25 protein-coding genes and 1 riboswitch are annotated in these 23,028 nt (G+C 66.7%); of the genes, 12 read left to right on the forward strand and 13 right to left on the reverse strand.

All coding sequences use genetic code 11. The features are described 5' to 3' along the window. Window positions 1–49 precede the first annotated feature (49 nt). Window positions 50–967 (reverse strand): DMT family transporter, encoded by a 918-nt coding sequence (locus CVM50_RS04635; protein WP_085887780.1) that lies wholly within the window; start codon window positions 965–967, stop codon window positions 50–52. An 84-nt stretch (window positions 968–1,051) separates the two neighbouring features. Next, a riboswitch (FMN riboswitch) is annotated at window positions 1,052–1,184 on the reverse strand. Window positions 1,185–1,583: 399 nt separating this feature from the next. After that, entirely contained in the window at window positions 1,584–2,492 is a 909-nt protein-coding gene (locus CVM50_RS04640) for a hypothetical protein (RefSeq protein WP_085887977.1), read from the reverse strand. Between the two features lie 982 nt (window positions 2,493–3,474). Between CVM50_RS04640 and lepA the strand changes: the two genes are divergently transcribed. Beyond that, window positions 3,475–5,274: a translation elongation factor 4 gene (gene lepA / locus CVM50_RS04645; RefSeq protein WP_085887975.1), complete on the forward strand. Its 1,800-nt coding sequence runs from the start codon at window positions 3,475–3,477 to the stop codon at window positions 5,272–5,274. A 46-nt stretch (window positions 5,275–5,320) separates the two neighbouring features. Here lepA and CVM50_RS04650 read toward each other — a convergent pair whose 3' ends face one another. The 3 genes from CVM50_RS04650 to CVM50_RS04660 form a co-directional block, all read right to left on the reverse strand. Then, window positions 5,321–5,965: an REP-associated tyrosine transposase gene (locus CVM50_RS04650; RefSeq protein WP_232618155.1), complete on the reverse strand. Its 645-nt coding sequence runs from the start codon at window positions 5,963–5,965 to the stop codon at window positions 5,321–5,323. Between the two features lie 184 nt (window positions 5,966–6,149). Beyond that, a complete protein-coding gene (locus CVM50_RS04655) occupies window positions 6,150–6,287 on the reverse strand; it encodes an entericidin A/B family lipoprotein (protein ID WP_085887778.1) in 138 nt (45 codons plus the stop codon). Between the two features lie 123 nt (window positions 6,288–6,410). Then, window positions 6,411–6,563, reverse strand: coding sequence for an entericidin A/B family lipoprotein (locus CVM50_RS04660; RefSeq protein ID WP_085887776.1), 153 nt, complete (start codon window positions 6,561–6,563; stop codon window positions 6,411–6,413). Between the two features lie 201 nt (window positions 6,564–6,764). On the opposite strand from CVM50_RS04660, the gene CVM50_RS04665 reads away from it, so the two are divergent. Next, window positions 6,765–6,950: a hypothetical protein gene (locus CVM50_RS04665; RefSeq protein ID WP_085887775.1), complete on the forward strand. Its 186-nt coding sequence runs from the start codon at window positions 6,765–6,767 to the stop codon at window positions 6,948–6,950. A 30-nt stretch (window positions 6,951–6,980) separates the two neighbouring features. Here the strand turns inward: CVM50_RS04665 and CVM50_RS04670 are convergent, their stop codons facing one another. Further along, the gene (locus tag CVM50_RS04670; RefSeq protein WP_085887773.1) at window positions 6,981–7,745 is read right to left on the reverse strand and encodes an alpha/beta fold hydrolase; all 765 of its coding nucleotides are present in this window, start codon (window positions 7,743–7,745) and stop codon (window positions 6,981–6,983) included. 190 nt (window positions 7,746–7,935) lie between these two features. Between CVM50_RS04670 and CVM50_RS04675 the strand changes: the two genes are divergently transcribed. Further along, a complete protein-coding gene (locus CVM50_RS04675; RefSeq protein ID WP_085887771.1) occupies window positions 7,936–8,328 on the forward strand; it encodes a hypothetical protein in 393 nt (130 codons plus the stop codon). A 4-nt stretch (window positions 8,329–8,332) separates the two neighbouring features. On the opposite strand, the gene CVM50_RS04680 is transcribed toward CVM50_RS04675, so the two are convergent. From CVM50_RS04680 to CVM50_RS04700, 5 genes are all read right to left on the reverse strand, one after another. Then, window positions 8,333–9,178, reverse strand: coding sequence for a DUF817 domain-containing protein (locus CVM50_RS04680; protein ID WP_085887769.1), 846 nt, complete (start codon window positions 9,176–9,178; stop codon window positions 8,333–8,335). A gap of 266 nt (window positions 9,179–9,444) precedes the next feature. After that, window positions 9,445–9,888, reverse strand: a complete 444-nt coding sequence (locus tag CVM50_RS04685; protein WP_085887973.1) for a MaoC family dehydratase — start codon at window positions 9,886–9,888, stop codon at window positions 9,445–9,447. 158 nt (window positions 9,889–10,046) lie between these two features. Further along, window positions 10,047–10,919: a TIGR01459 family HAD-type hydrolase gene (locus CVM50_RS04690; RefSeq protein ID WP_085887767.1), complete on the reverse strand. Its 873-nt coding sequence runs from the start codon at window positions 10,917–10,919 to the stop codon at window positions 10,047–10,049. Window positions 10,920–11,112: 193 nt separating this feature from the next. Further along, on the reverse strand, window positions 11,113–12,393 hold the full coding sequence (locus CVM50_RS04695; protein ID WP_085887765.1) for an O-acetylhomoserine aminocarboxypropyltransferase/cysteine synthase family protein: 1,281 nt from the start codon (window positions 12,391–12,393) through the stop codon (window positions 11,113–11,115). 247 nt (window positions 12,394–12,640) lie between these two features. Beyond that, window positions 12,641–13,561, reverse strand: a complete 921-nt coding sequence (locus CVM50_RS04700; RefSeq protein WP_085887763.1) for a manganese-dependent inorganic pyrophosphatase — start codon at window positions 13,559–13,561, stop codon at window positions 12,641–12,643. A gap of 141 nt (window positions 13,562–13,702) precedes the next feature. On the opposite strand from CVM50_RS04700, the gene CVM50_RS04705 reads away from it, so the two are divergent. From CVM50_RS04705 to CVM50_RS04735, 7 genes are all read left to right on the forward strand, one after another. Continuing rightward, a complete protein-coding gene (locus CVM50_RS04705; RefSeq protein ID WP_085887761.1) occupies window positions 13,703–14,347 on the forward strand; it encodes a DUF2161 domain-containing phosphodiesterase in 645 nt (214 codons plus the stop codon). Window positions 14,348–14,562: 215 nt separating this feature from the next. Beyond that, window positions 14,563–14,850 (forward strand): co-chaperone GroES, encoded by a 288-nt coding sequence (locus CVM50_RS04710; protein ID WP_085887759.1) that lies wholly within the window; start codon window positions 14,563–14,565, stop codon window positions 14,848–14,850. A gap of 57 nt (window positions 14,851–14,907) precedes the next feature. Beyond that, complete coding sequence (groL, locus tag CVM50_RS04715) at window positions 14,908–16,551, forward strand: chaperonin GroEL (RefSeq protein ID WP_085887757.1); 1,644 nt, start codon at window positions 14,908–14,910, stop codon at window positions 16,549–16,551. A gap of 315 nt (window positions 16,552–16,866) precedes the next feature. After that, window positions 16,867–17,385, forward strand: coding sequence for a GNAT family N-acetyltransferase (locus CVM50_RS04720; protein ID WP_085887755.1), 519 nt, complete (start codon window positions 16,867–16,869; stop codon window positions 17,383–17,385). Window positions 17,386–17,520: 135 nt separating this feature from the next. After that, the gene (locus CVM50_RS04725) at window positions 17,521–18,666 is read left to right on the forward strand and encodes an alpha-D-ribose 1-methylphosphonate 5-triphosphate diphosphatase (protein WP_085887754.1); all 1,146 of its coding nucleotides are present in this window, start codon (window positions 17,521–17,523) and stop codon (window positions 18,664–18,666) included. Between the two features lie 336 nt (window positions 18,667–19,002). Continuing rightward, the gene (gene purE / locus CVM50_RS04730) at window positions 19,003–19,491 is read left to right on the forward strand and encodes a 5-(carboxyamino)imidazole ribonucleotide mutase (protein ID WP_085887753.1); all 489 of its coding nucleotides are present in this window, start codon (window positions 19,003–19,005) and stop codon (window positions 19,489–19,491) included. Next, on the forward strand, window positions 19,484–20,557 hold the full coding sequence (locus CVM50_RS04735) for a 5-(carboxyamino)imidazole ribonucleotide synthase (protein ID WP_085887752.1): 1,074 nt from the start codon (window positions 19,484–19,486) through the stop codon (window positions 20,555–20,557). The genes purE and CVM50_RS04735 overlap by 8 nt, the downstream gene beginning before the upstream one ends. Before the next feature lie 80 nt (window positions 20,558–20,637). On the opposite strand, the gene CVM50_RS04740 is transcribed toward CVM50_RS04735, so the two are convergent. Then, window positions 20,638–20,862 (reverse strand): YdcH family protein, encoded by a 225-nt coding sequence (locus CVM50_RS04740; RefSeq protein ID WP_085887751.1) that lies wholly within the window; start codon window positions 20,860–20,862, stop codon window positions 20,638–20,640. A 161-nt stretch (window positions 20,863–21,023) separates the two neighbouring features. Between CVM50_RS04740 and CVM50_RS04745 the strand changes: the two genes are divergently transcribed. Together CVM50_RS04745 and CVM50_RS04750 are read left to right on the forward strand one after the other, a co-directional pair. Continuing rightward, on the forward strand, window positions 21,024–21,437 hold the full coding sequence (locus CVM50_RS04745; protein ID WP_085887750.1) for an Hsp20 family protein: 414 nt from the start codon (window positions 21,024–21,026) through the stop codon (window positions 21,435–21,437). Between the two features lie 26 nt (window positions 21,438–21,463). Then, entirely contained in the window at window positions 21,464–21,703 is a 240-nt protein-coding gene (locus CVM50_RS04750; RefSeq protein ID WP_085887749.1) for a DUF1150 family protein, read from the forward strand. 166 nt (window positions 21,704–21,869) lie between these two features. Here the strand turns inward: CVM50_RS04750 and trxB are convergent, their stop codons facing one another. Further along, window positions 21,870–22,862 carry a thioredoxin-disulfide reductase gene (trxB, locus tag CVM50_RS04755; RefSeq protein WP_085887748.1) on the reverse strand — a complete coding sequence of 331 codons (993 nt, stop codon included), beginning with the start codon at window positions 22,860–22,862 and terminating at the stop codon, window positions 21,870–21,872. Window positions 22,863–23,028 lie beyond the last annotated feature (166 nt).

A 23,028-nucleotide genomic window follows, 5' to 3' on the forward strand; every position in this document is an offset into this window, starting at 1 on the left:
GGTCTGCGCTTTGCAACCGGGGCGCGGCCTGGCGCCCCGGTGCGCGGGATCAGACCTGCGCCGCCCCCGATTGTGGCGCCGCGCTGTCGCGGCGTTCGCGGTCCAGCAGGTAGAAGGAGGCGGCGACGATCAGCGCCGACCCGGTCCACATGCTGCCTGGCGGCACGAAGCCGAAGATCAGCACGCCCAAGGCCACGTTCAGCGGCAGTTTCACGTGGTCGAAGGGCTGCAGGAAGCCCGCGTCGGCCAGGGAGTAGGCGCGCGCGATCGCATACTGTGCCGCCGCCGTCAGCAACCCGGCCAGCACCAACAGCGAAAGCGCCCCCGCAGGCGGCAGCAGCGCGCCCAGCCCGGCGCCCGAGGGCAGCGCCAGCACGGCCAGCACCGCGTTGGCCGGGGTCAGCAGCATCAGCAGATGCAGGGTCAGGCTCTCGGGGGCCTCGGTCGCCGTCATCCGCTTGGTCAGCAGGGAGGTCCCGGCCCAGAGAGCGGCGGCCCCCACGGGCATCAGGGCGGCCCAGCTGAAGGCCTCCGACCAGGGCGCCAGCAGGATCATCCCGCCGGCCAGCCCGCCCAGCACCGCCAGCCAGCGGCGCGGTGGGGTTTCCTCATGCAGCAGCAGCGCGGCGCCCAGGGTGACGAAGAAGGGCGACAGCAGGATCAGCGCCGAGGCCTGCCAGATCGGCACGAAAGCCAGCGACGCCACCCAGAGCTGCACGCCCGCCACGGCGCAGCCAGCGCGCGCCAGGTGCAGCCAGGGCTGCCGCATCGCCCAGGCGGCGCGGTCGCGCGACAGGGCCCAGGGCAGGGCCAGCAGGGTGGCCGTCAGGTATTGCCAAAAGGCGATGGTGGGCCCGGCGAGGCCCAGCCCCATGGCGATATGCTGGGTGAGGGTGTTGTAGAGGGCGAAGATCGCGCCGGCGGCGATCATCATCACGGCGCCGCGCGCCGGGTGGTGGTGAGTCATGCGGTGTCCTTTCCAAACGCATAACCCAAGGCAGTCGGGGACAGCGCCCGCTGCCACGCCCCTCTGGGCGCGGTGCGGGAGATATCCCGTTCTCTTCCATCCGGACTTTAACCGTCGGCCCCGGAGTTCCACCGGATCTGCTGTCCCTTCCGATTGCGAAAGGCGCTCGCGGGCTGTCACCGCCGGTGGGGAATTGCACCCCGCCCTGAGAACAAGCGACCTTGCTGGCCGCCGGGGGAAATTATGAGGGGCCGTGGGGGAGTGCAAGGGGTGGTGGTGCGGGGAAGGCTGTGCAGGGATGCGGGGGAGGGGGCGCCGGAGGAGGGGGCTCTGCCCCCGTCGCCCGGCGGGCGACTCCCCCGGGATACTTCGGGCCAATAAATGGGGTGGGGAAGGGGACAGGTGGCTCTAGGGGGTGTGAGAGGTGTGAGGGGGGATGTATCTTTTCGTTCTACTGTCTCGCCCGGCGGCACGCCGGGCCGCGCCCGACCCTCCCCCCGGGAGGGCGCATTGGAGATGTTTTGATTAGCTTGCGCGACGAGGCTGCTTTCGGGCGCCGCGTTTGGCGTTGGCGTGTCAAAGCGCCCACCCAAGGTCGGGCGCTGCCCTTCGCGCCTCAGAGTACGCCGAAGAGTTTGAGGCCGATTTCGACGAGCCTGGTGACGATCTGCGGGCCTCCGAGAATAGTGAAGAGGGCGCAGCCCTCGAGGGCGAGCCGGATCGTCTTGTTGGTCTTGCTGTCGAAAAGCGAGGCGCCCTTGTCCGGCAGCTTGTCCATAATGACTTTCATCCACGACACGCGGTGGAAGACCCGCATCGATTCATCCACGCCCGGCAGGGGTGGCGCGCCTGTGGGCAGGGGCGTGGTCGCGTCGTTGATCAGTTGCGGGATGTCGCGGGCGAAATCCTCCGCCATTTCGCCTTCGCTCAGCGCCAACAGCACCGGCTCGGCTGACTCGAGAACCTCCAGATCCGCCCGGTCCATCTCACGCAGCCTTTGCTGCGCAATACGTTGGCGGTTCTCGGCGATCTCGGGATGCTGCGCACGGATCGCCAGGGCGCCTTCTTCGACCGCCTCCAGCAGGGCGAGGTTGTCTTCGGTCTCGGCCAACTCCTGCGTTTCGCGGATCTCGCGCCGCAGGCTGATGGCGACCGAGGTGTAATCCAGCTCGATCCGCTGCGGATCGTTGCCATAGCGTTGGTGGGTGCGCCGCAGGGTCCGCACCGCCCGCATGTCCTCGCGCAGTCCGTTCTGGCCCTGAAGGGCATCCTCCAGCGCATCCTCGGTCTGGGCCAGCAGGGCGGAGATCAGGGGCGCGTTTTCCAGCGGGCGCGGGGTGACGGAGAAGGTGCCGGTTTCGGGGTCGAGCGTGACCTCTTCGGCCAGATGGGTGGTGCGGGCGAGATAGGCGGCCTCGATCTTGGCGATCTGCTCGGCCACGGCTTCGGGGCCCTGCTGCCAGATTGCGTCGGGGATCAGGGCGACCTCGCGCTGGAGGTCCCAGGGCAGGGGATCGCCTGCCATGGCGCGTTCGTACCAGCGGGACCAGAAGGACCAGGGGCCGCCGGCGGTAGGGAGCCAGCTAGATCCAGGCATGTCGCGAATTGATGCAAATGTCTGTTCCAGAATTTTGGGAATAGCAATCGGAGTAACTGTGCCGAAACGGCCATCTTGAAGCGAAGTGATGTCCTTTGTGATCTCTTGGAATAGTTCTTGTGCTGAAGCTTCTGGGAGTTCTTGCGAAAGATCTCCATGGACCGATCGGTAGTCAATTGCGACTATGCGAGCGGATTTGATGGCGAGCTGTATGCCTTCCATAGTCTCGAGTGCAAAGGACGAATTTACGAGAGTTCTAGTTGTGCAAAGAGCGGTGTTTGCTGCGGTTTCAACAGCTAGTCGGGCTGGCTCACCTACTGCTTGTTGTATGTCACTAGCCGTGAAGATGTTATTTTGAGCGGGCCTCGGGGCCTGAGCCTCTGTGTTCGGCGAAGATGAAATCATCGCGCGAAGCGCGAGCAAGGTGATACGCTGTTCTTCATCTACATTGCTTGCTCTAGGGCTAACGGCGAAGACTAGCGGCAGCACCCGCATAGCGGCTCTATGGGCAATCGCCGCGCAAACCTCCCGCGACTGCCCCGCCAGCCACGCACTGAACTGCTCTTCGTTCTCTACCGCCATAGTCTGACTGTCTCCGCCTCTGCACGCACCCTAGCGAAACCGCCCGCTCGCTCAACCCTGCCTGCACCCCGCGCCTCCGCCCACCCACGCCCCGCTCAATCCCCCGGACCAACCGCCGAGCACGTCGGACCGGCGCGCGCGCCCGGCGCTCCGCCTGTTCGCGCCTCGATGGATCCACTGGATCCATCGCCAGCTGCGCTGGACCGGCGCAACCCATGGGCTCCGCCCGCGCGCGCCTCGATTGATCCCCCCGATCAATCGCCAGCTTCGCTGGACCGGCGCGCGCCCCCTTGCCAACTGCCCCTTTCCCCCTCATATGCTGCCGATCATGATCGATCTCGCGCATATCCGTAACTTCTCCATCGTCGCCCATATCGACCACGGGAAATCCACCCTGGCCGACCGGCTGATCCAGTCCACCAACACCGTCTCGGAACGCGAGATGAAGGAGCAGCTGCTCGACGCGATGGACATCGAGCGGGAACGCGGGATCACCATCAAGGCGAACACCGTCCGGATCGAGTATATCGCCGACAACGGCGAGCTCTATATCCTCAACCTGATCGACACCCCCGGTCACGTCGACTTCGCCTATGAGGTCAGCCGGTCCATGCACGCCGTCGAAGGCTCGCTGCTGGTCGTGGACAGCACCCAGGGCGTCGAGGCGCAGACGCTGGCCAATGTCTATCAGGCCATCGACGCGGACCATGAAATCGTCCCCGTTCTGAACAAGATCGACCTGCCCGCCTCCGAGCCCGAGCGCGTGGCCGAGCAGATCGAGGACGTGATCGGCATCGACGCCAGCGACGCCCTGCTGGTTTCGGCCAAGTCGGGGATCGGCATCAAGGAAACGCTGGAAGCGATCATCGCGCGCCTGCCCCCGCCGCAGGGCGACGCGGATGCGCCGCTGAAGGCCATGCTGGTGGACAGCTGGTACGACCCCTACCTGGGCGTTGTCGTGCTGGTGCGCATCATGGACGGCAAGCTGAAGAAGAACGACCGGGTGAAGTTCATGAAGAACGGCACCGTGCACCAGGTCGACCGCATCGGCGTGTTCCGCCCGGCGATGCAGAACGTGGATGAGCTGGGCCCGGGCGAGATCGGTTTCATCACCGCCTCGATCAAGCAGGTGCGCGACACCAAGGTCGGCGACACGATCACTCATGAGAAGAAGGGCTGTGAAACCGCGCTGCCCGGCTTCAAGCCGTCGATCCCGGTGGTCTTCTGCGGTCTTTTCCCGGTCGATTCGGCCGAGTTCGAGGACCTGCGCGACGCCATCGAGAAGCTGGCGCTGAACGATGCCTCCTTCAGCTACGAAATGGAAACCTCCGCGGCCCTCGGCTTCGGCTTCCGCTGCGGCTTCCTCGGCCTGCTGCACCTGGAGGTCATCCGCGACCGGCTGGAACGCGAGTACAATATCGAGCTGATCACCACGGCGCCCTCGGTGGTCTATCACGTCCACATGAAGGACGGCACGATGGAGGAGTTGCACAACCCCGCCGACATGCCCGACCTGACCTATGTCGATCATATCGAGGAGCCGCGCATCAAGGCCACCATCATGGTGCCCGACGAATACCTGGGCGACGTGCTGAAGCTGTGCCAGGACCGTCGCGGCATCCAGATGGAGCTGACCTACGCCGGCACCCGCCCGCTGGTGGTCTATGACCTGCCGCTGAACGAGGTGGTCTTCGACTTCTACGACCGGCTGAAGTCGGTCACCAAGGGCTATGCCTCCTTCGACTACCAGATGATCGGCTACCGCCAGGACAACCTGGTGAAGATGCAGATCCTGGTGAACGACGAACCCGTCGATGCGCTGTCGATGATGGTCCACCGCGACCGCGCCGAGATGCGTGGCCGGGCCATGTGCGAGAAGCTGAAGGATCTGATCCCGCGCCACATGTTCAAGATCCCGATCCAGGCGGCCATTGGCGGCAAGGTGATCGCGCGGGAAACCCTGTCGGCGATGCGCAAGGACGTGACGGCCAAGTGCTACGGTGGTGACGCGACGCGGAAGCGGAAGCTCCTGGACAAGCAGAAGGCCGGCAAGAAGAAGATGCGCCAGTTCGGCAAGGTGGAGATCCCGCAGGAAGCCTTCATCTCGGCGCTGAAGATGGACAATTGAGGAAAGCCCGGGCCAGCGCCCGGGTTTTTCTTTGGGTCGGTTGCCGTCACGGCCCGCCGCCCGGCGGCCCAGCCTGGCCGCAGGAGGGGGGGCGGGCCGATGCCGGGAGGGCCCGCGTATCGGCCGGGCCTGAGCCGGCCTGAGCCATCAAGCTCCCCGGCCCCTCCTGTTCCCCATACATTCCCTCTGGGACCTGGCCGGCCCAGTCCGCCTCGACCCATCCCTGTCGCACTTCGCGGTGGAAGGATGAGAATTCCCAATCCGCCGCCCGGGCGCAGAGGCCGTGCTGCACCGGATCCGCCCAACAGTAGTGCAGATGGGCGCGATAATCGCGGGCGTCGCGGATGGGATGCTGCCAGTAGCCGCGTTTCCAGATGCCCAACTGCCCCCGGCGGCGTTTGCCGGGGCTTCGCGGCACGCGGGCCGCGACACGGCGGCTGAACTCGGCCTTGATGGCCTGCCAGCGGACGGCGCAGTCGGAATCATCCGGCGGCAGGGTCCAGAGGCAGTGCAGGTGGTCGGGCAGGACGACGAAGGCGTCAATGTGGAAGGGGCGGCGCAGGCGTTCGACCATCACCGCTTCGCGCAGGGCGGCCACCTCGCGCCGCAGCAGGTCGGAGGTGGTGTCGCGCAGGCGGACGGTGAAGAAGATGGGGGCGCCGGGCGCGCGGGGGCGAAGGTAGCGGGACATCCCCGGATCCTTGCGCAGGCTTGGTTAAGGAACGGTGGAGGCGTCAGAAGGGCGGGACTGGTGGGACGTCACCTTTTCTCGCTCAGGACGGGCCGCGTCCGGAGACCCGTCACGAAAAAAGGCCGATCCCGAGGGGCCGGCCTTCGCGTTTCCTGCTCCGCAGCTGCGGCGGTGGTCAGGTCCCTTACATCCCGGTCTGGCTCCGGTTCGCCTCGCCTTCGATCGCGGCGCCTGCGGTTTGCAGGTCACGGCCCGCACCCTTGACGGTTTCGCAGGCGGTCAGGGCCGTCAGCGCGGCCAGGCAGAATGCAAGTCTGATCATGATGTTCCTCGGCATGATATGGATCCCGTCGGGATCCTAGGCGGAGCGTCGGGGCGCGTCCAGCGTCATGCACGAGACAGGCCGGCCGGAGCGATATACCCCGCCCGGCCTGCGCGCAGAGGCTTACATCTGCGACTGGGTTTCCCGGGCTTCACCCTCGATCGCCTGGCCGGCATTCTCGATATCCTGGCCGGCGCCCTCGACGGTTTCACAGGCGGCAAGGGCCAGCAGGGCAGCAAAGACGGTGGCGGTGCGGGTCGCGATACGCGTGGTCATGATCTGTCTCCTTTTCTCGTTCCTGCCAATCAACGCGGTCACCGGGGGGCAAGGTTCCAGCGCCGCGCAAAAAGGTGCAGGCCGCAGCGCGCTCAGGCGGGGGGCCAGGGAGATGTTGACGAGGATCAAGGCGGGCATCTTGCCTGCGGGCATGATCCGGGGCGGCCCCGGGCGGGGCTGTCATCGAAAGGGACATGGCCCATGCGCCGCCTTGCCGCGATCCTCTATTCCCTGATCTCCACCATGCTTGCCAGCAGCTTCGTGGTCCTCGTGCTGGTCAATGGCGGGCAGAGCCTCTGGCCGCTGCTGCTGGCGGCCGGGGCGGGGTTCGTGCTGGCCGCGCCGCTGGCCTGGGGGATCGCCCGGCGGATCGCCGGGGACGACTGAGGTGGTTTCCGAAGGCCGCCCCCCGGCCCGTCAGCCGGTGGCGAGGAAGGCGGAGACCGCAGCCTCGAACTCGCGCGGCTTCTCGGCATGCAGCCAGTGGCCCGCGCCGGGGATCTTGGCGAAATGCGATTGCGGGAAAAGCGCGCGGATCCGTTCGCGATACTCCGGTTTCACGTAGTCGCTTTCGGCCCCCGACAGGAACAGAGTCTCGCCCTCGAAGGGTGTGGTCAGATCCTCGGGGAAGGACATGATCTTCGGCATCTCCGCCTCCAGCACATCGAGGTTCAGCCGCCAGCGTTTCTCCGGCGCGTCCAGGCTCTGGGTGAAGAAGCTTTGCAGAGAGCGGCCCACGCCGGCCTCGGCCAGCTGCGCCTCGGCGTCCGAGCGCCGGGTGACGGTCGACAGGTCGACCGATTTCATCGCGTCGATGAACTCCTGCTGGCTGTGGCTGTAGGTGACGGGGGCGATATCCGCGATGACCAGCCGGTCCACCAGGTCGGGCCGGGTCAGCGCCAGGGCCATCGAGGCCTTGCCACCCATGGAATGGCCCAGGACGTGACAGGGGCGGCCCTCGGCCTCGATCACCTCGGCCAGGTCGGCGGCCATGGCCGGGTAGCCGTGATCCTCGCTCCAGTCGGAGAAGCCGTGGTTACGCATGTCCACGGCGATGACCGTGCGGTCCGCCGACAGGCGTTTGGAGATCACGCCCCAGTTCCGCCCGGAGCCGAAAAGGCCATGGGCGATGACGAGAGGGGTGGCGTCGGCGGGGCCGTCCTGGCGGATCCTGTTCAGCATGGGCGATGCATAGCGCGGTCCCGCGCGCCACGCCAGATCCCGCGCGGGCGCGATCCTGCAGGATGCACAGCGATCCCTCGCGCGCCGGGCACCGGGCAGGCGCATCGGCTTGTCGCGAAGCGTCGGCGCAGCTATCCTGTGGCGCGCCGCAACGCCCCCTTTCGGGACGGCGGCAGGACCGGAGAGAGCCATGGCCGACACGCTCAATTCCCTCGACAGCCGCATGGGCCGCAGTGCCCGCCGGTTGCGCCGCAAACTGGGCGGCAAGCGCGGGCACCTGCACTTGCGCGATGCCGATCTCGACCGGCTGACCCGACGAGCGGGGCGCGACCTGCCGGCGCCCGCGCGCCGTGAGGCGAAGAAGATCCTGGCGACCCGCGCCCAGATGCAGGACCCGCGCCTGGCCGCGCGGATGGACCCGGCACGGCTGACCTCCTCCTTCCGCCGGTTCGATGCGGCCCTCGGCCAATGGAACCCGGCCCGCCGGCGGCGCAACATGTGGCTGAACGCCCTGGCGGGCTATGCCTTCAACCTGATCGTTTTTGGCGTGCTGGTCTGGGCCTTCCTGCAGTGGCAGGGCTGACAGACTAGGCGCCCTCCCCGGGGCGGAAGGCATCGCGGCGCAACTGGCCGCGCATCACAAGGGTGACGGTGGTGAAGCTGACGAAGAACAGCAGATACCACGACCCCATCTTCGACAGGGAGACCAGTTCGAAGGCCGCCTGCCGGTGGTAGATCCAGGTGCCCGACAGGGTGCCGATGTTCTCGGCGATCCACAGGGCAAAGGCGATTCCCAGGGCGGCCAGAGGAAAGGGGATCCAGTGCCAGGCGCGCAGGCGGAACCACATCCGCGTGCGAGCAAACAGCAGCAGGGTGGCCGCGAACAGCGCCAGCCGGATGTCGGGCAGCCAGTGGTGCGCAAAGAAGTTGACGTAGATTGCCACCGCCAGCAGGACGGAGGCCCAGAAGGGCGGGTAGGGGGCGAAGACGGCCCCGAACAGGCGGAAGGCCCTGGCGATATAGCTGCCGACGCTGGCATACATGAACCCGGTGAACAGCGGCACCTCGAAGAGTTTCAGGACCCCCGGTTCGGGATAGGCCCAGGATCCGGCGGAGACCTTGAACCACTCCATCACCGTCCCCGTCAGATGGAAGAGCGCGATCACCTTGGCTTCCTCCCAGGTCTCCAGCCGGAAGGCCAGCAACAGGACCTGGGTCAGCACCGCCAGTCCCACCAGGAAATCATAGCGCGCCAGCGCCCATTCCTCCTGCCAGAGGACCGAGGTCACGATCAGCGAGATCAGGATGATCCCGGCGAACAATCCCGCCCAGAGCTGGCGCCAGAGAAACAGCAGCAGGGATTGCGCCCAGCCGGGCAGGAAGCTGCGTGCCAGCAGCGTGGCGTCACGGGGCAGGGAAAGGGGCTCGCTCATGGCGCCATGTTGCGCGTCCCGCGCCCCCTGTCCAGCAGCCGGGCAAGATCTCGGCGGGTTTACGGCCTGGGCCGGACGACCTGCGCGACAAGGTGAAAGGGCGAAACCGCGCTCCGGCTTGGCGGACTTTCGAAGACAGGCGCGTGTCAGGCTTTCAATCCCGTCGGGCGGACGCCCGTCTGGGCGCCGTCCCCCTCCCTTCACGTCGTCCAAAATACTCCGGGGGAGTCTCCGGCACGGAGACGGGGGCAGAGCCCCCTGCGCGTTCAGTCGAACTTGCGCGACGGCGCTAGCACCGTGGCCTCACCGATCATCACCTTCTTGCCGGCCACCATGCAGCGGCAATCCAGCTTCACCCGCCGCTTGCCATGATCGATGTCGATCACCTCGACCTCCGCCGTCACCACGTCGCCGGGGCGCACGGGGGCCAGGAACTTCAGGGTCTGGCCCATGTAGACCGTCCCATGACCGGGCAGCTGTTCGCCGATCACGGCAGAGACCAGCCCGGCGGTCAGCATGCCATGGGCGATGCGCCCCTCGAAGATCGTGTCCTGGGCATAGGCATCGTCCAGGTGCACCGGGTTCCGGTCGGTGGAGACCTGGGCGAACATCTCGATGTCCTCATCCGTCACCTCCTTCCGCAGGTGACGGGTCATGCCCATCTCGATGTCCTCGATGCAGATCGTGCCGCGCGGGAAATTGTCCAACATCCACCCCTCCATCCGGGTCTTCCGCCCCGCCTATGGTGAGGTGCGAATCCGGTGCGTAATTATGTGAAGAGCCGAGAGGCTCTTGCGAAACAATATTACGCTGCGGATGCGAGATCAAGCCTTTTGGCCAGCTGCGCCGGGGCCGACCGCCGGTGGCCTCAGCGCAGGAAGCCGATGGCGTAGGTGGGGGTCATGCGGTTGGCCTCGATATAGGCCTCCAGCGCGGCGGGGTCGGGCTGATCGGTGGTCTTGGTTTCCTCGGCCGCCAGACCACCGGTGATGAAGAGCGTGTCGATCCCCTCTCCCAGGCCGCCCTGCACGTCGGTGTGGATGCCGTCGCCGATCGCCAGGATACGGCTTTCGGAGGGCACCGGGCCCAGCTGTTGCAGGCGCATCCGGGCCAGGTCGTAGATCGGCGGATGCGGCTTGCCGAAGTAGAGGCTCTCGCCGCCCATCTCGGTATAGAGCTTCGCCACGGCGCCGGCGCACCATTCGCGGGTCTCGCCCCGGTCCACCACGATGTCGGGGTTGGCGCAGAGCAGTTTCAGGCCCTTCGTCTTGGCCAGCAGCAGTTCCGGCCGCAGATCCTCCGGCGGGGCCATGGTGTCGAAGGGGCCGGTGCAGACGATGCCCTCGGCCTCGTCCAGGGGCACGCGGGTGATCTCGATCGGGTTCTCCTGGATCTCCAGCGGGTGGAAGAAGGGATCGTCGCCCGGTTCGCCGATGTGGAACACCTTGTGGCCGACGATGCCGTTGTACATGGCGGCCCGGGCGCTGTCGCCGGAGGTGGCGATGGTGTCCCAGGCATCCTCGGGCACGCCGAAGTCGGCGATCTGCGCCTGCACACCGGCGCGCGGGCGGGGGGAGTTCGTCACCAGCACCACGTGCTTGCCCGCCTTGCGCACTTCTTGCAGGGCGGCGACCGCATCGGGAAGGGCCTTCACCCCGTCATGGACGCAGCCCCAGAGGTCGACGAAGAAGGCGTCGTAATCGGCGGCGATGTCGGCGAGGGTCGGGACGATGCGGGTCATGGCGGCTCCGGTCAGGCAGGGGCGTTTAGCCTTCATATGGCGCAAAGGGGGGCGCGCGGCCAGTGGGCAATGCGCCCTCTGGCGCGCTGTCATCAATATGTCATGCGCGCCAGAGGGTGCGGCGGGCAAGGAAACGGCGCGGGCCGCCAGGGCCGCCCGCGCCCATTCATGGCTCAAATGTCCCGAGCCCGGTTCAGGCCGTGGCTGCCGTCAGCGCCTGGTCCAGGTCGGCGATCAGGTCCGCCGGATCCTCGGTGCCGATGGACAGGCGCACCACCTCCGGCGCGGCCCCCGCAGCGCGCTGCTGGTCCTCGGTCAGCTGCCGGTGCGTGGTCGAGGCCGAATGGATGATCAGCGAGCGGGTGTCGCCGAGGTTCGCCACGTGGGAGAAGAGCTTCAGGCTGTCCACCAGCTTCACGCAGGCGTCGTAGCCGCCCTTAACGGAGACGGTGAACAGTGCGCCCGCGCCCTTGGGCACGATCTGCTGGCCGCGTTTGTAGTAGGGGCTGCTTTCCAGGCCCGGCCAGGTGACGGCGTCGATGCGCGGATCGGCCTCCAGCCACTGGGCCACCGCGCGGGCGTTCTCGACATGCTTGGCCATGCGCAGCGACAGCGTCTCGATCCCCATCAGGGTGTAATGCGCCGCCTGCGGGTTCAGGGTCATCCCTAGGTCGCGCAGCCCGATGGCGATGGAATGGAAGGTGAAGGCCAGCTCGCCGAAGGTCTCGTGGAATTTCAGCCCGTGGTAGGCGGGTTCCGGGGCCGAGAGCGAGGGGAACTTGTCCGAGGCGGACCAGTCGAACTTGCCCGAATCCACCACGCAGCCGCCGGTGACGGTGCCGTTGCCGGTCAGGTACTTGGTCATCGAATGCACCACCAGCGTCGCGCCCATATCGATGGGCCGCGCCAGGGCCGGGGTGGCCGAGGTGTTGTCGACGATCAGCGGGATGCCGGCGGCGTCGGCGATCTTCGCCATGGCGGGCACGTCGGTGACATAGCCGCCGGGGTTGGCGATGGTCTCGCAGAAGATCGCGCGGGTGTTCTCGTCGATGGTGGCCTTCACGGCCGCCTCGTCATCCAGGTCGACGAAGGTGCAGGACCAGCCGAAGCGTTTGAAGGTCTGGCTGAACTGAGTGATCGTGCCGCCGTAGAGCCGGTTCGAGGCGACGATGTTCATCCCCGGCGCCATCAGCGGGAACAGCGCCATGATCTGCGCCGCGTGACCCGACGAACAGCAGACCGCCCCCGCGCCGCCTTCGAGCGCTGCCATGCGGTTCTGCAGCGCCGCCACGGTCGGGTTGGTCAGGCGCGAATAGATATAGCCCACTTCCTGCAGGTTGAAGAGAGCCGCCGCATGGTCCGCGTCGCGGAAGGCATAGGCAGTGGTCTGGTAGATCGGCACCTGGCGGGCGCCGGTTGCCGGATCCGGTTCGGCGCCGGCGTGGATCTGCAGCGTGTCGAAGCCCTGGGTCATGATGGTATCCTCCTTTTCCCGTTGGAGGCAGATTAAGCAGGTTCCGGGTTGACTTGAAAGCCTTGTGCCCACGGCGCCCCGCTTGGATCCGGCGCCTGTCCTTTGTCCCGCCTGCGGCGGTGCAAGCCTCCGGGCGGGAGACTTGCGGGCCGGAAAATCACTGCAGACGCGCCCCCGTGAAGCCGCGTCGGTCCAAGCAAAAAGGGCGCCCCGCGGGCGCCCTCTCCGGTTCTTCCTGCCGAAGGCCTCAGACCTTGAGGTTCGGGATGATCTGCTTCTTGCGGCTCATCACGCCGGGCAGGACGACCTTGTCGCCCTCGACCGTGGCGCCAAAGCTTTTCTCGGCCACGCCCTTCACCAGGTCGTTGGGCACGAAGAGGGTCGCTTCCTCATTCAGGATGTCCACGACGAAGAGCAGCACCTGGTCGACGCCATCCTCGGCCTCGACCGCCTTGAAGCTGTCCATGATCGAGGCCTGGCGATCCAGCACCAGTTTCGGCGCGGTGGTCTCAAGCACGGACACGCGGAACTTGGTGCCGTCGACGGCATATTCCTTGCTGTCCATGCGGATCAGCTCGGCGTCCGAGAAGGCGGAGATGTCGGACTTGGCCTCGAACATCTCGCTGGCATAGGCGCCGAGGTCCAGGTTCAGCTCCGCCGCCAGTTTCTCGGCCAGGGCCTTGTCCTGTTCGGTCGTGGTCGGCGAGCGGAATTCCAGCGTGTCGGAGAGGATGCAGGACAGCATCGCGCCCTTGATGTTGTCGGGCATCTTGTCGGCATCGGCGCCCATCATCTCGTGCATGATGGTGGCGGTGCAGGCCAGGGGCTTGATGGTGATGTCGATCGGGCCCTTGGTTTCCAGGCCGCCGGTCAGCTTGTGGTGGTCGATGATCTGGATGACGTTGGCGTCGTTGATCGCCTCGGGCAGTTCGGCGGGGTTGTTGGTGTCGACGATGACCACGTCATCCTTCGCCGACACGGCGGAGATGATCTCGGGCGTCTCGAACCCCCATTTCTCGACCACGAAGGCGGCCTCGGTGTTGGGCTGGCCCAGCAGTTTCGCCTCGGCCGGGGTGCCCTTGATCTCGGACAGGTACCAGGCCCAGATCAGCGGGGAGCCGGTGGAATCGGTGTCTGGGGATTTGTGGCCGAAAACCTTGATCGTCATGGCGGGATCTTCCTTGGTCATCAGGGGAAATGCACGAATTCGGCTGTTTTATAGTGGTGCGCCGCGGCGCTGTCACCCGCCGCATTGCAGCACGCGGGCGGTGGCTTGCCGCAGGGCCGCGGGGCGGGCTATCTCTCGCCCATGACGCAGCCCCTCGAAACCGATCTCTATCCGCCCGTGAAGGCCTTTCTGGAAGGGCAGGGGTATGAGGTGAAATCCGAGGTGGCCGGGGCCGACGTGGTGGGATTGCGCGCAGGCGACACCGATCCGGTCATCGTCGAGCTGAAGCTGGCCATGTCGCTGCAGCTGCTGCACCAGGCGCTGGAGCGGCTGAAGATCTCCGACGCGGTCTACCTGGCCATTCCGCAGGTGAAGGGGCGCAAGACCCTGGCGCGGCACGTGGCGCTGTGCCGCCGCCTGGGGCTGGGCCTGCTGACGGTGCGGCTGTCGGACGGCTTCGTCGAGGCGCAGTGCGATCCGGGGCCCTATGCGCCGCGCAAGGTGAAGGCCCGTCAGTCCCGGCTGCTGCGCGAGTTCCAGCGCCGCGACGGCGACCCGAACCGCGGCGGTGCCGCGGGCAAGATCGTCACTGCCTACCGCCAGGATGCGCTGCGCTGCGCGGCGCATCTGGCCGAACACGGACCCTGCCGAGGCGCGGCGGTCAAGGCCGCCACCGGCGTCGCCCGCGCCACCACGCTGATGCGCGACAACCATTATGGCTGGTTCGAGAAGGTGGAAAAGGGGATCTACCAGATCACCGAGAAGGGGCGGGCGGAGACGTCCTAGGGCGGGCCGGTCGGGCTTCGCTACTGGTCGTTCTATCTGTCCCGGCCGCCTCTCCCGCGCTTTGCGGGTGCGGCGAAAATTTTCGCGCGCGCGCTTATTGACACACTCGCGGGGCTTGCCTATCTCCGTTCCGTTAGCACTCGGGGGAGCTGAGTGATAACGACCCGCCGCTTACGGCGGAACAGGGATAAACTTTGAGCCAAGGAGCCTCGAAGATGGCATTCAAACCGCTGCATGACCGCGTGCTCGTCGAGCGCGTCGAGAGCGAAGAAAAGACCTCCGGTGGTCTGATCATCCCCGACAGCGCCAAGGAAAAGCCCGCCGAGGGCGTGATCAAGGCCGTGGGCGAAGGCGCCCGCAAGGACAACGGTGAACTGGTTGCCATGTCCGTCAAGGAAGGCGATCGCGTTCTGTTCGGCAAGTGGTCCGGCACCGAGATCACCCTTGATGGCAAGGAAATGCTGATCATGAAGGAAAGCGACATCATGGGCATCCTCTCCTGATCCCCGGATCGGAGACCCCACGCTTTTCCCCGCAACTGATTTCTCAGGAGAAACATCATGGCTGCTAAGGACGTCAAGTTCGACACCGATGCCCGTAACAAGATGCTCAAGGGCGTCAACACCCTCGCCGACGCGGTGAAGGTGACCCTCGGCCCGAAAGGCCGCAACGTGGTCCTGGACAAATCCTTCGGCGCACCCCGCATCACCAAGGACGGTGTGTCGGTCGCCAAGGAAATCGAACTGGAAGACAAGTTCGAGAACATGGGCGCACAGATGGTGAAGGAAGTCGCTTCCCGCACCAACGACGAAGCCGGTGACGGTACCACCACCGCAACCGTGCTGGCCCAGGCCATCGTCAAGGACGGCGTCAAGGCCGTGTCCGCCGGCATGAACCCGATGGACCTTAAGCGCGGCATCGACCTGGCCACCGCCAAGGTCGTCGAGGCCATCAAGGCCGCAGCGCGCCCCGTCAACGACAGCGGCGAAGTCGCCCAGGTCGGCACCATCTCCGCCAACGGCGAAGAAGGCATTGGCAAGATGATCGCCGAAGCCATGCAGAAAGTTGGCAACGACGGTGTCATCACCGTTGAAGAAAACAAGGGCATGGAAACCGAAGTCGAAGTCGTGGAAGGCATGCAGTTCGACCGCGGCTACCTGTCCCCCTACTTCGTCACCAACGCCGACAAGATGGTCGCCGAGCTGGAAGACTGCATGATCCTGCTGCACGAGAAGAAGCTCTCGTCGCTGCAGCCGCTGGTCCCGCTGCTCGAGCAGGTCATCCAGTCGCAGAAGCCGCTGCTGATCATCGCCGAAGACGTCGAGGGCGAAGCCCTGGCGACCCTCGTCGTGAACAAGCTGCGTGGTGGTCTGAAGATCGCTGCCGTCAAGGCACCGGGCTTCGGTGACCGTCGCAAGGCCATGCTGCAGGACATCGCGATCCTGACCGGCGGCCAGGTGATCTCCGAAGATCTGGGCATGAAGCTCGAGAATGTCACCATGGACATGCTGGGCACCGCCAAGACCGTCAACATCACCAAGGACGAGACCACCATCGTCGACGGCAATGGCGACAAGGCCGAGATCGAGGCCCGCGTTTCCCAGATCCGCACGCAGATCGAGGAAACCACCTCGGACTACGACCGCGAGAAGCTGCAGGAACGTGTTGCCAAGCTGGCAGGCGGCGTGGCCGTCATCCGCGTCGGCGGCCTGACCGAAGTGGAAGTCAAGGAACGCAAGGACCGCGTCGATGACGCCCTGAACGCGACCCGTGCGGCCGTTCAGGAAGGCATCGTGGTCGGCGGCGGTGTTGCCCTGGTGCAGGGTGGCAAGTCGCTGGACGGCCTGAAGGGTGCAAACCCCGATCAGGACGCCGGCATCAAGCTGGTCCGCAACGCCCTGGAAGCCCCGCTGCGCCAGATCGCCGAGAACGCCGGCGTCGACGGTGCCGTGGTGGCCGGCAAGGTCCGCGAATCCGACGACCTGAAGTTCGGCTTCAACGCTCAGACCGAAGAATACGGCGACATGTTCGCCTTCGGTGTGATTGACCCCGCCAAGGTGACCCGCACCGCGCTGGAAGACGCAGCCTCGATCGCAGGCCTGCTGATCACCACCGAGGCGATGGTTGCCGACAAGCCCCAGAAGGAAGGCGCCGGCGGCGCTCCCGACATGGGCGGCATGGGCGGCATGGGCGGCATGATGTAATCAGCCGACCCCGCGGCGGGATCATCCCGCCGCACGTCGTGATCTTTGGAAAAGGGGACCTTCGGGCCCCCTTTTTCGTCTCTGTCCGCAGCCTCAGGGCGGCTGGTGCCGAGCGGTACGCACGTCTTACGCGACCGGCGGCTTTTTGCTCTCCTTTTGCGGTCTTTGTCACTTATTTCAGCGCCTTGTCGCGTGCGGGTCGCTTTCTGGGCTGCGCCTCGATTTGGGGGGCTGACCCGTGGGGCCCTTCATCGTTAGGCTCCTCCCAAGGGGCCCAGTCGGCCCGACCCGAAACCGTCCCCTGGGAGAGCCAGCATGGCGCGCAAGCCCGACATCCTGCACAAGCTCTACGCCTCCGAACATGAAATCGGGGTCTACAACCTGCTGACGCAGGCCTACGAGGGCCCCTCGCAGGCGCATCTTGTCTCGGAGCTGCGCAAGGCCGGTGACATGGCGGTGGAACTCCTGGGTCTGCACGATGGGCATGTGGTGGGCTATATCGGCTTCTCGCATCATCCGTCGCCGGACGGCTGGGTGGCGCTGTCGCCACTTGGAGTGCTGCCGCAGTGGCGCAGCCGGGGCATCGGCAGCGAGCTGGTCCGCTACGGGCTGGACGCCGCGCGCCGGTCCGGCGCCAAGGCGATCACCGTGCTGGGCGACGGGCGATATTACCAGCGGTTCGGTTTCACCTACAAGTCGGCCGAGAACCTTACCTCGCCCTATTGCGCGGATCAGACCCTGCTTTATCCGATCGCGGCCGGAACGGCCTTTGCCGAGGCGCGGCTGGTCTACCCGGCGGCCTTCCACGAGCTGGGCCTGCAGCCAACGAACTGACCCCGGCGGCGATGGCGCATCGGCCCGGGTCAGCTCCGGCGCCCGGGCCCTTCCCCGTGGCGCGACCGGGTGCTATCGAGGCGCCATGTTCCACGCACCCCGCCCTGCGCGCGGCCCGGCTGACCGGCGCGCGCCATGACCTTGCCCCTGCTGCCCGACCTTCACCTCACCGGCGCCCGCGTTCTGCGCCCGGGCGGCCTGACCGACGCGCCCCTGGGGCTGGCTGACGGGCGGTTGGTCGGGGGCTGCCCCGGCCGCGCGGTGGACCTGTCCGGCTGGTGGGTCCTGCCGGGCATCGTCGACGCCCATGGCGACGGGTTCGAGCGTCACCTGGCGCCCCGGCGCGGCGCCTTGCGCGACCTGGGCGACGGGCTGGCGATGGCGGCGGCCGAACTGGCGGTGAACGGGATCACCACGGCGATGCTGGCGCAGTTCTTCTCCTGGGAAGGCGGCATGCGCAGCCCTGATTTCGCCGAGGCCATGGCCGAGGCCCACGCCACACTTGCGCCGTCCCAGGCGGTGGACCTGCGCCTGCAGCTGCGGCTGGAGGTGTCTCTGATCGACGCCTTCCCTTGTGCGGCGGCCCTGATCGACCGGCATGACATCCGCTATCTGGTGCTGAACGACCATCTGCCCCATGCCGCCCTCGCAGCAGGGAAGAAGCCCCTGCGGTTGACCGGCCAGGCGCTGAAATCCGGGCGCAGCCCGGAGGCGCACTTGGCGATGATGCAGGCGCTGCACGACCGCATGGCGGAGGTGCCTGCCGCGCTCGCCGCCCTCATGGCCGCCCGACCGGGGCTATTAATCGGGAGCCACGACGATGCCACGCCCGAGGATCGGCAGCACTGGCGCGCACTTGGCGCCCGGGTGTCCGAGTTCCCCGAAACCCGCGCGGCCGCTGCCGAGGCCCGGGCGGGCGGCGATCCGGTCGTGCTGGGTGCGCCCAACGTGGTGCGCGGCGGATCCCACGCGAAGAAGGTTTCGGCGGCAGAACTGGTGGCCGAGGGGCTCTGCTCTGCCCTGGCCTCCGACTATCACTATCCGGCGCCGCGCCAGGCGGCGCTGAAGCTTGCGTCCGAGATCGGGATCGAGGCGGCCTGGGGGCTCGTCTCCTCCGGCCCGGCGGCGATGCTGGGGCTCGCCGATCGCGGGACGCTGGAAGCGGGCAAACGCGCCGACCTGGTGATCCTCGATCCCGACACGGGCCGCGTCGGCGCCACCATCGCGGGCGGGCGCCTGGCCTGGCTGGGCGCGGAGCTGGCAGCCCGGTTCCTGGCTTAGCGCCACTCGCGGGCGGGGCAGGGGGCGCTGCCCCCCTTGAGCCTGCGGCTCAATTCCCCCCGGAGTATTTTCGACGAAGTGAAGACAGGGGCGGAGCGCTGTCGCCCGGTCGTTCGTCCTGATGTCGCCATCTTGGCTGAGAAGGCGCCGATCCGGAGCTGATCGCCTGGTCGGTACCTCCCGGGCGCAGGCGCTGACTTCTCTTTGCCGGAAATATCCCCGCCGCAGGCCTCGCCCGGTCCTGGCGATATCGGGGCCGGGGGCGCGCCGCGCCGATTGCTCCTGACGGCAAATCCACTATAAACGCGGCTCGGATCCCCCCGCGGAGGCAGGCAGATGAGCGCAATCAAGGTCGGAATCATCATGGGCAGCCAGTCGGACTGGCCGACGATGAAGGAGGCCGCCACCATCCTGGATGAGTTGGGCGTGCCCTACGAGGCGAAGATCGTCTCGGCGCATCGCACGCCGGATCGCCTGTGGTCCTACGGGCGCGAGGCCGCGGGCCGGGGCCTGCAGGTGATCATCGCCGGCGCCGGCGGTGCCGCGCATCTGCCGGGCATGATGGCCTCGAAGACCCGGGTGCCGGTGATCGGCGTGCCGGTGCAGACGCGGGCGCTGTCGGGCGTCGACAGCCTCTATTCCATCGTCCAGATGCCCAAGGGCTTCCCTGTTGCGACCATGGCCATCGGCGCGGCTGGTGCGGCCAATGCGGGCCTGATGGCGGCCGGTATCCTGGCCAATGCCGATGCCGACCTCGCCGCCCGGCTGGAGGCCTGGCGCGAGGCCCTGTCGGCCTCCATCCCCGAGGAGCCTTCCGATGACTGACATGCTTGCCCCCGGCGCGACCATCGGCATCCTGGGCGGCGGCCAGCTGGGCCGGATGCTGGCCGTGGCGGCCTCCCGCCTCGGGCTGAAGACCCACGTCTTCGAGCCGGGCGCCAACCCGCCCGCGGGCCAGGTGGCAGACCGGCTGACCATGGCCGGCTACGACGACGCGGAGGCCCTGCGGACCTTCGCCGAGGCCGTCGACGTGGTCACCTATGAATTCGAGAATATCCCGACCTCGGCGCTGGACGTCATCGAGGCGATCCGCCCGATCCGCCCGGGGCGCGAGGCGCTGCGCGTCAGCCAGGACCGACTGAGCGAAAAGGACTACCTGTCGGAGCTGGGCCTGACCACGGCGCCCTATGCCGACATCACCGACCTTGCTTCGCTGGAGGCCGCGCTGGCCGCCTTCGGCACCCCGGCGATCCTGAAGACCCGCCGCTTCGGCTATGACGGCAAGGGGCAGGTGCGGATCACCGATGCCGCCCAGGCCGGTGACGCCCTGGGCGAGCTGCAGGGCGCGCCTGCCGTGCTGGAAGGCTTCGTCGACTTCAGCGCCGAGATCTCGATCATCGGGGCGCGCGGGCTGGACGGGGCCGTGGCCTGTTTCGATCCGGGCGAGAATATCCACCGCGAGGGCATCCTGCGCGAAACCACCGTGCCCGCCGCGATCCCCGCCAGCCTGCGTACCGATGCGGTGCTGCTGGCCGCGAAGATCCTTGGCGCGCTCGACTACGTCGGCGTCATGGGGGTGGAGCTGTTCGTGACGCCCAAGGGCCTGGTGGTGAACGAGATCGCGCCGCGGGTGCACAATTCGGGCCACTGGACCCAGAATGGCTGCGCCGTGGACCAGTTCGAACAGCATATCCGCGCCGTGGCTGGCTGGCCCCTGGGCGACGGGCAGCGCCATTCCAACGTGGTGATGGAGAACCTGATCGGCGACGACATGGACCGGGTGCCGGAGCTGGCCAAGCGGTCGGGGGCGGCGCTGCACCTCTACGGCAAGGCCGAGACCCGCGCAGGCCGCAAGATGGGCCACGTGAACCTGGTCACCCCGCTGAGCTGACGCCAGCCGATTTGACAGCAAAGGGCGCCGCGAATCTCCGGGGCGCCTTTTTCGTGCCGTGCGGTCGGCCTGCGCGAGCTTCAGGCGATGATGTCGGGGGTCAGCCGGTCCTCGATCAGGGCGATCCGGTCCTTCAATGTCAGCTTCTTTTTCTTCAGCCGCTGGATGGTCAGCCGGTCCGAGGTGGCGCGGTCTTCCAGCGCCTTGATCGCCTCATCGAGGTCGCGGTGCTCGGCGCGGAAATGCTCCAGCTCCACCCGCAGCACCTCGTCGGTCTTCATGGAGATGTCGGTGGGGGCATTCATGGTTGATTCGCTTTGTTTGGGCCGGGCGGTCAGGATAGCGCAAACGACCGTATTCGCAAAAACCTTGCAGCCCGTCCGCCCCCTCCCCATATTGAGAGTACGGACCTTGCCGCTGACGGGAGGTTCGCATCAGACGTCGCTTTACGCCAAGGACGCAAGGAATGAGCAAGTTGACCCTGGGGTCGCACCCCTATCTTCTCGGGTTCGAACAATTGGAACGGCTGCTGGAACGCAGCGCGAAATCCGGAAACGAGGGCTATCCGCCCTTCAATATCGAACAGACATCCGAGAATTCATATCGCATCACCCTCGCGGTGGCGGGCTTTGCCGAAGAGGATCTGGCGATCACGCTGGAAGACCGGCAGCTGGTCATCCGGGGCCGCCAGACCGATGACGGCGACGGGCGCGTCTTCCTGCACCGTGGGATCGCGGCGCGGCAGTTCCAGCGCAGTTTCGTCCTCGCCGAAGGGGTCGAAGTGGGCGAAGCGGTGATGGAAAACGGCCTGCTGCATGTGGATCTGAGCCGGGCCGAGCCCGAGCGGGTGATCCAGCGGATCGACATCCGCCGCGGCTGACAGAGACAATCGAAAGGGGTAACGCCATGACCTATGATCAAGATTACGATGAAACGGCCATCCTCAGCGAAGCCGCGAAAGTGGTTTACGTGCGTGCCGTGAAGGCCGCCGATCTGCCCGAGGATGTGCGCGAGCAGGTGCCCGGGGTGAAACAGCTTTTCGCCGTCCATGATTCGATGGGCGAACGCCTGGCCCTCGTGCGCGACCGTGAAACCGCCTTCATCCTGGCGCGCCAGAACGACCTGGCGCCGGTGACGGTGCACTGAGGCGTCTTCTTGGCGCCGCATTGAGAGATGACCGAACGGCCCGCGTCCCACGCGGGCCGTTTCGCGTTTCAGAAGCGGTGCATCAGAAGCCGGGCAGGGACGTCCATAGCAAAAGGGCCGGTCCAACGGACCGGCCCCTTGCCATTCTGCCATCAGGTCGCGACGATCAGCTGATCTCGGCCACGTCCTCGGGGGTGTCGATGGTCGGCGCCTCGGCCATGCCTTCGGCGGCCAGGAAGTGTTCCGCATCCAGCGCCGCCATGCAGCCCATGCCGGCGGAGGTGACGGCCTGGCGATACTTGTGGTCGGTCAGATCGCCGGCGGCGAAGACACCGGGCACAGAGGTCGCGGTGGAGCCCGGGGTGACCTTCACGTAGCCGCCGTTGTGCAGCTCCAGCTGGTCCTTCACCAGCTCGTTGGCCGGAGCATGGCCGATGGCCACGAAGACGCCCTTGCAGGGGATCTCGGTCACCTCGCCGGTTTCCACGTGCTTCACCCTCACGGCCTCGACGCCCTTCGGGTTGTCCTCGCCCACGACCTCGTCCAGCGTGTGGTGCCACAGCGGCTCGATCTTCGGGTTCTTCATCAGGCGGTCGATCAGGATCTTCTCGGCGCGCAGCTCGCCGCGGCGGTGGATCAGCGTGACCTTGGAGGCGAAGTTGGTCAGGAACAGCGCCTCTTCCACGGCGGTGTTGCCGCCGCCGATCACCACGATTTCCTGGCCGCGATAGAAGAAGCCGTCACAGGTGGCGCAGGCCGAGACGCCGAAGCCCTTGAAGGCCTCTTCGCTGTCGAGGCCCAGCCACTTGGCGCGGGCGCCGGTGGCCAGGATCACCGCGTCGGCGATGTATTCTTTGCCGCTGTCGCCCTTGGCCACGAAGGGCCGCTTGCTGAGGTCCAGATCGGTGATGATGTCGCCGACGATCTCGGTGCCCATGGCGCGGGCGTGGGCTTCCATGTTGACCATCAGATCGGGGCCCTGGATCTCGGTGTTGCCGGGCCAGTTCTCGACCTCGGTGGTGGTGGTCAGCTGGCCGCCCGGTTCGATCCCCTGGACCAGGATCGGTTCCAGCATGGCGCGGCTGGCATAGACCCCTGCGGTGTAGCCCGCCGGGCCGGAGCCGATGATCAGAACCTTGGTCTTGCGCGTCTCGGTCATCCCGGAGTCCCCTTTGAAATAAAGCTCCTGCCTACTTAAGTCGGCGCCCGCGTCCATGCAAGCGAGCGGGCCTGCGGGCTGTCCTGCCCGTGAAGAGGACGGATTTGTCGGCTCTCGCGACTTATTCTTGCGCAGTTGTGAAACTTTATTGCTCGTCCGGATGGTG

Source organism: Pseudooceanicola marinus (assembly GCF_002786295.1).
Classification (GTDB): Bacteria; Pseudomonadota; Alphaproteobacteria; order Rhodobacterales; family Rhodobacteraceae; genus Pseudooceanicola; species Pseudooceanicola marinus.

Bases quoted from the DNA above. Each gene is read 5' to 3' on its own strand.
- CVM50_RS04635 (WP_085887780.1), bottom strand. From the start codon at position 967: ATGACTCACCACCACCCGGCGCGCGGCGCCGTGATGATGATCGCCGCC.
- CVM50_RS04640 (WP_085887977.1), bottom strand. From the start codon at position 2,492: ATGGCAGGCGATCCCCTGCCCTGGGACCTCCAGCGCGAGGTCGCCCTG.
- lepA (WP_085887975.1), top strand. From the start codon at position 3,475: ATGATCGATCTCGCGCATATCCGTAACTTCTCCATCGTCGCCCATATC.
- CVM50_RS04650 (WP_232618155.1), bottom strand. From the start codon at position 5,965: ATGTCCCGCTACCTTCGCCCCCGCGCGCCCGGCGCCCCCATCTTCTTC.
- CVM50_RS04655 (WP_085887778.1), bottom strand. From the start codon at position 6,287: ATGATCAGACTTGCATTCTGCCTGGCCGCGCTGACGGCCCTGACCGCC.
- CVM50_RS04660 (WP_085887776.1), bottom strand. From the start codon at position 6,563: ATGACCACGCGTATCGCGACCCGCACCGCCACCGTCTTTGCTGCCCTG.
- CVM50_RS04665 (WP_085887775.1), top strand. From the start codon at position 6,765: ATGCGCCGCCTTGCCGCGATCCTCTATTCCCTGATCTCCACCATGCTT.
- CVM50_RS04670 (WP_085887773.1), bottom strand. From the start codon at position 7,745: ATGCTGAACAGGATCCGCCAGGACGGCCCCGCCGACGCCACCCCTCTC.
- CVM50_RS04675 (WP_085887771.1), top strand. From the start codon at position 7,936: ATGGCCGACACGCTCAATTCCCTCGACAGCCGCATGGGCCGCAGTGCC.
- CVM50_RS04680 (WP_085887769.1), bottom strand. From the start codon at position 9,178: ATGAGCGAGCCCCTTTCCCTGCCCCGTGACGCCACGCTGCTGGCACGC.
- CVM50_RS04685 (WP_085887973.1), bottom strand. From the start codon at position 9,888: ATGTTGGACAATTTCCCGCGCGGCACGATCTGCATCGAGGACATCGAG.
- CVM50_RS04690 (WP_085887767.1), bottom strand. From the start codon at position 10,919: ATGACCCGCATCGTCCCGACCCTCGCCGACATCGCCGCCGATTACGAC.
- CVM50_RS04695 (WP_085887765.1), bottom strand. From the start codon at position 12,393: ATGACCCAGGGCTTCGACACGCTGCAGATCCACGCCGGCGCCGAACCG.
- CVM50_RS04700 (WP_085887763.1), bottom strand. From the start codon at position 13,561: ATGACGATCAAGGTTTTCGGCCACAAATCCCCAGACACCGATTCCACC.
- CVM50_RS04705 (WP_085887761.1), top strand. From the start codon at position 13,703: ATGACGCAGCCCCTCGAAACCGATCTCTATCCGCCCGTGAAGGCCTTT.
- CVM50_RS04710 (WP_085887759.1), top strand. From the start codon at position 14,563: ATGGCATTCAAACCGCTGCATGACCGCGTGCTCGTCGAGCGCGTCGAG.
- groL (WP_085887757.1), top strand. From the start codon at position 14,908: ATGGCTGCTAAGGACGTCAAGTTCGACACCGATGCCCGTAACAAGATG.
- CVM50_RS04720 (WP_085887755.1), top strand. From the start codon at position 16,867: ATGGCGCGCAAGCCCGACATCCTGCACAAGCTCTACGCCTCCGAACAT.
- CVM50_RS04725 (WP_085887754.1), top strand. From the start codon at position 17,521: ATGACCTTGCCCCTGCTGCCCGACCTTCACCTCACCGGCGCCCGCGTT.
- purE (WP_085887753.1), top strand. From the start codon at position 19,003: ATGAGCGCAATCAAGGTCGGAATCATCATGGGCAGCCAGTCGGACTGG.
- CVM50_RS04735 (WP_085887752.1), top strand. From the start codon at position 19,484: ATGACTGACATGCTTGCCCCCGGCGCGACCATCGGCATCCTGGGCGGC.
- CVM50_RS04740 (WP_085887751.1), bottom strand. From the start codon at position 20,862: ATGAATGCCCCCACCGACATCTCCATGAAGACCGACGAGGTGCTGCGG.
- CVM50_RS04745 (WP_085887750.1), top strand. From the start codon at position 21,024: ATGAGCAAGTTGACCCTGGGGTCGCACCCCTATCTTCTCGGGTTCGAA.
- CVM50_RS04750 (WP_085887749.1), top strand. From the start codon at position 21,464: ATGACCTATGATCAAGATTACGATGAAACGGCCATCCTCAGCGAAGCC.
- trxB (WP_085887748.1), bottom strand. From the start codon at position 22,862: ATGACCGAGACGCGCAAGACCAAGGTTCTGATCATCGGCTCCGGCCCG.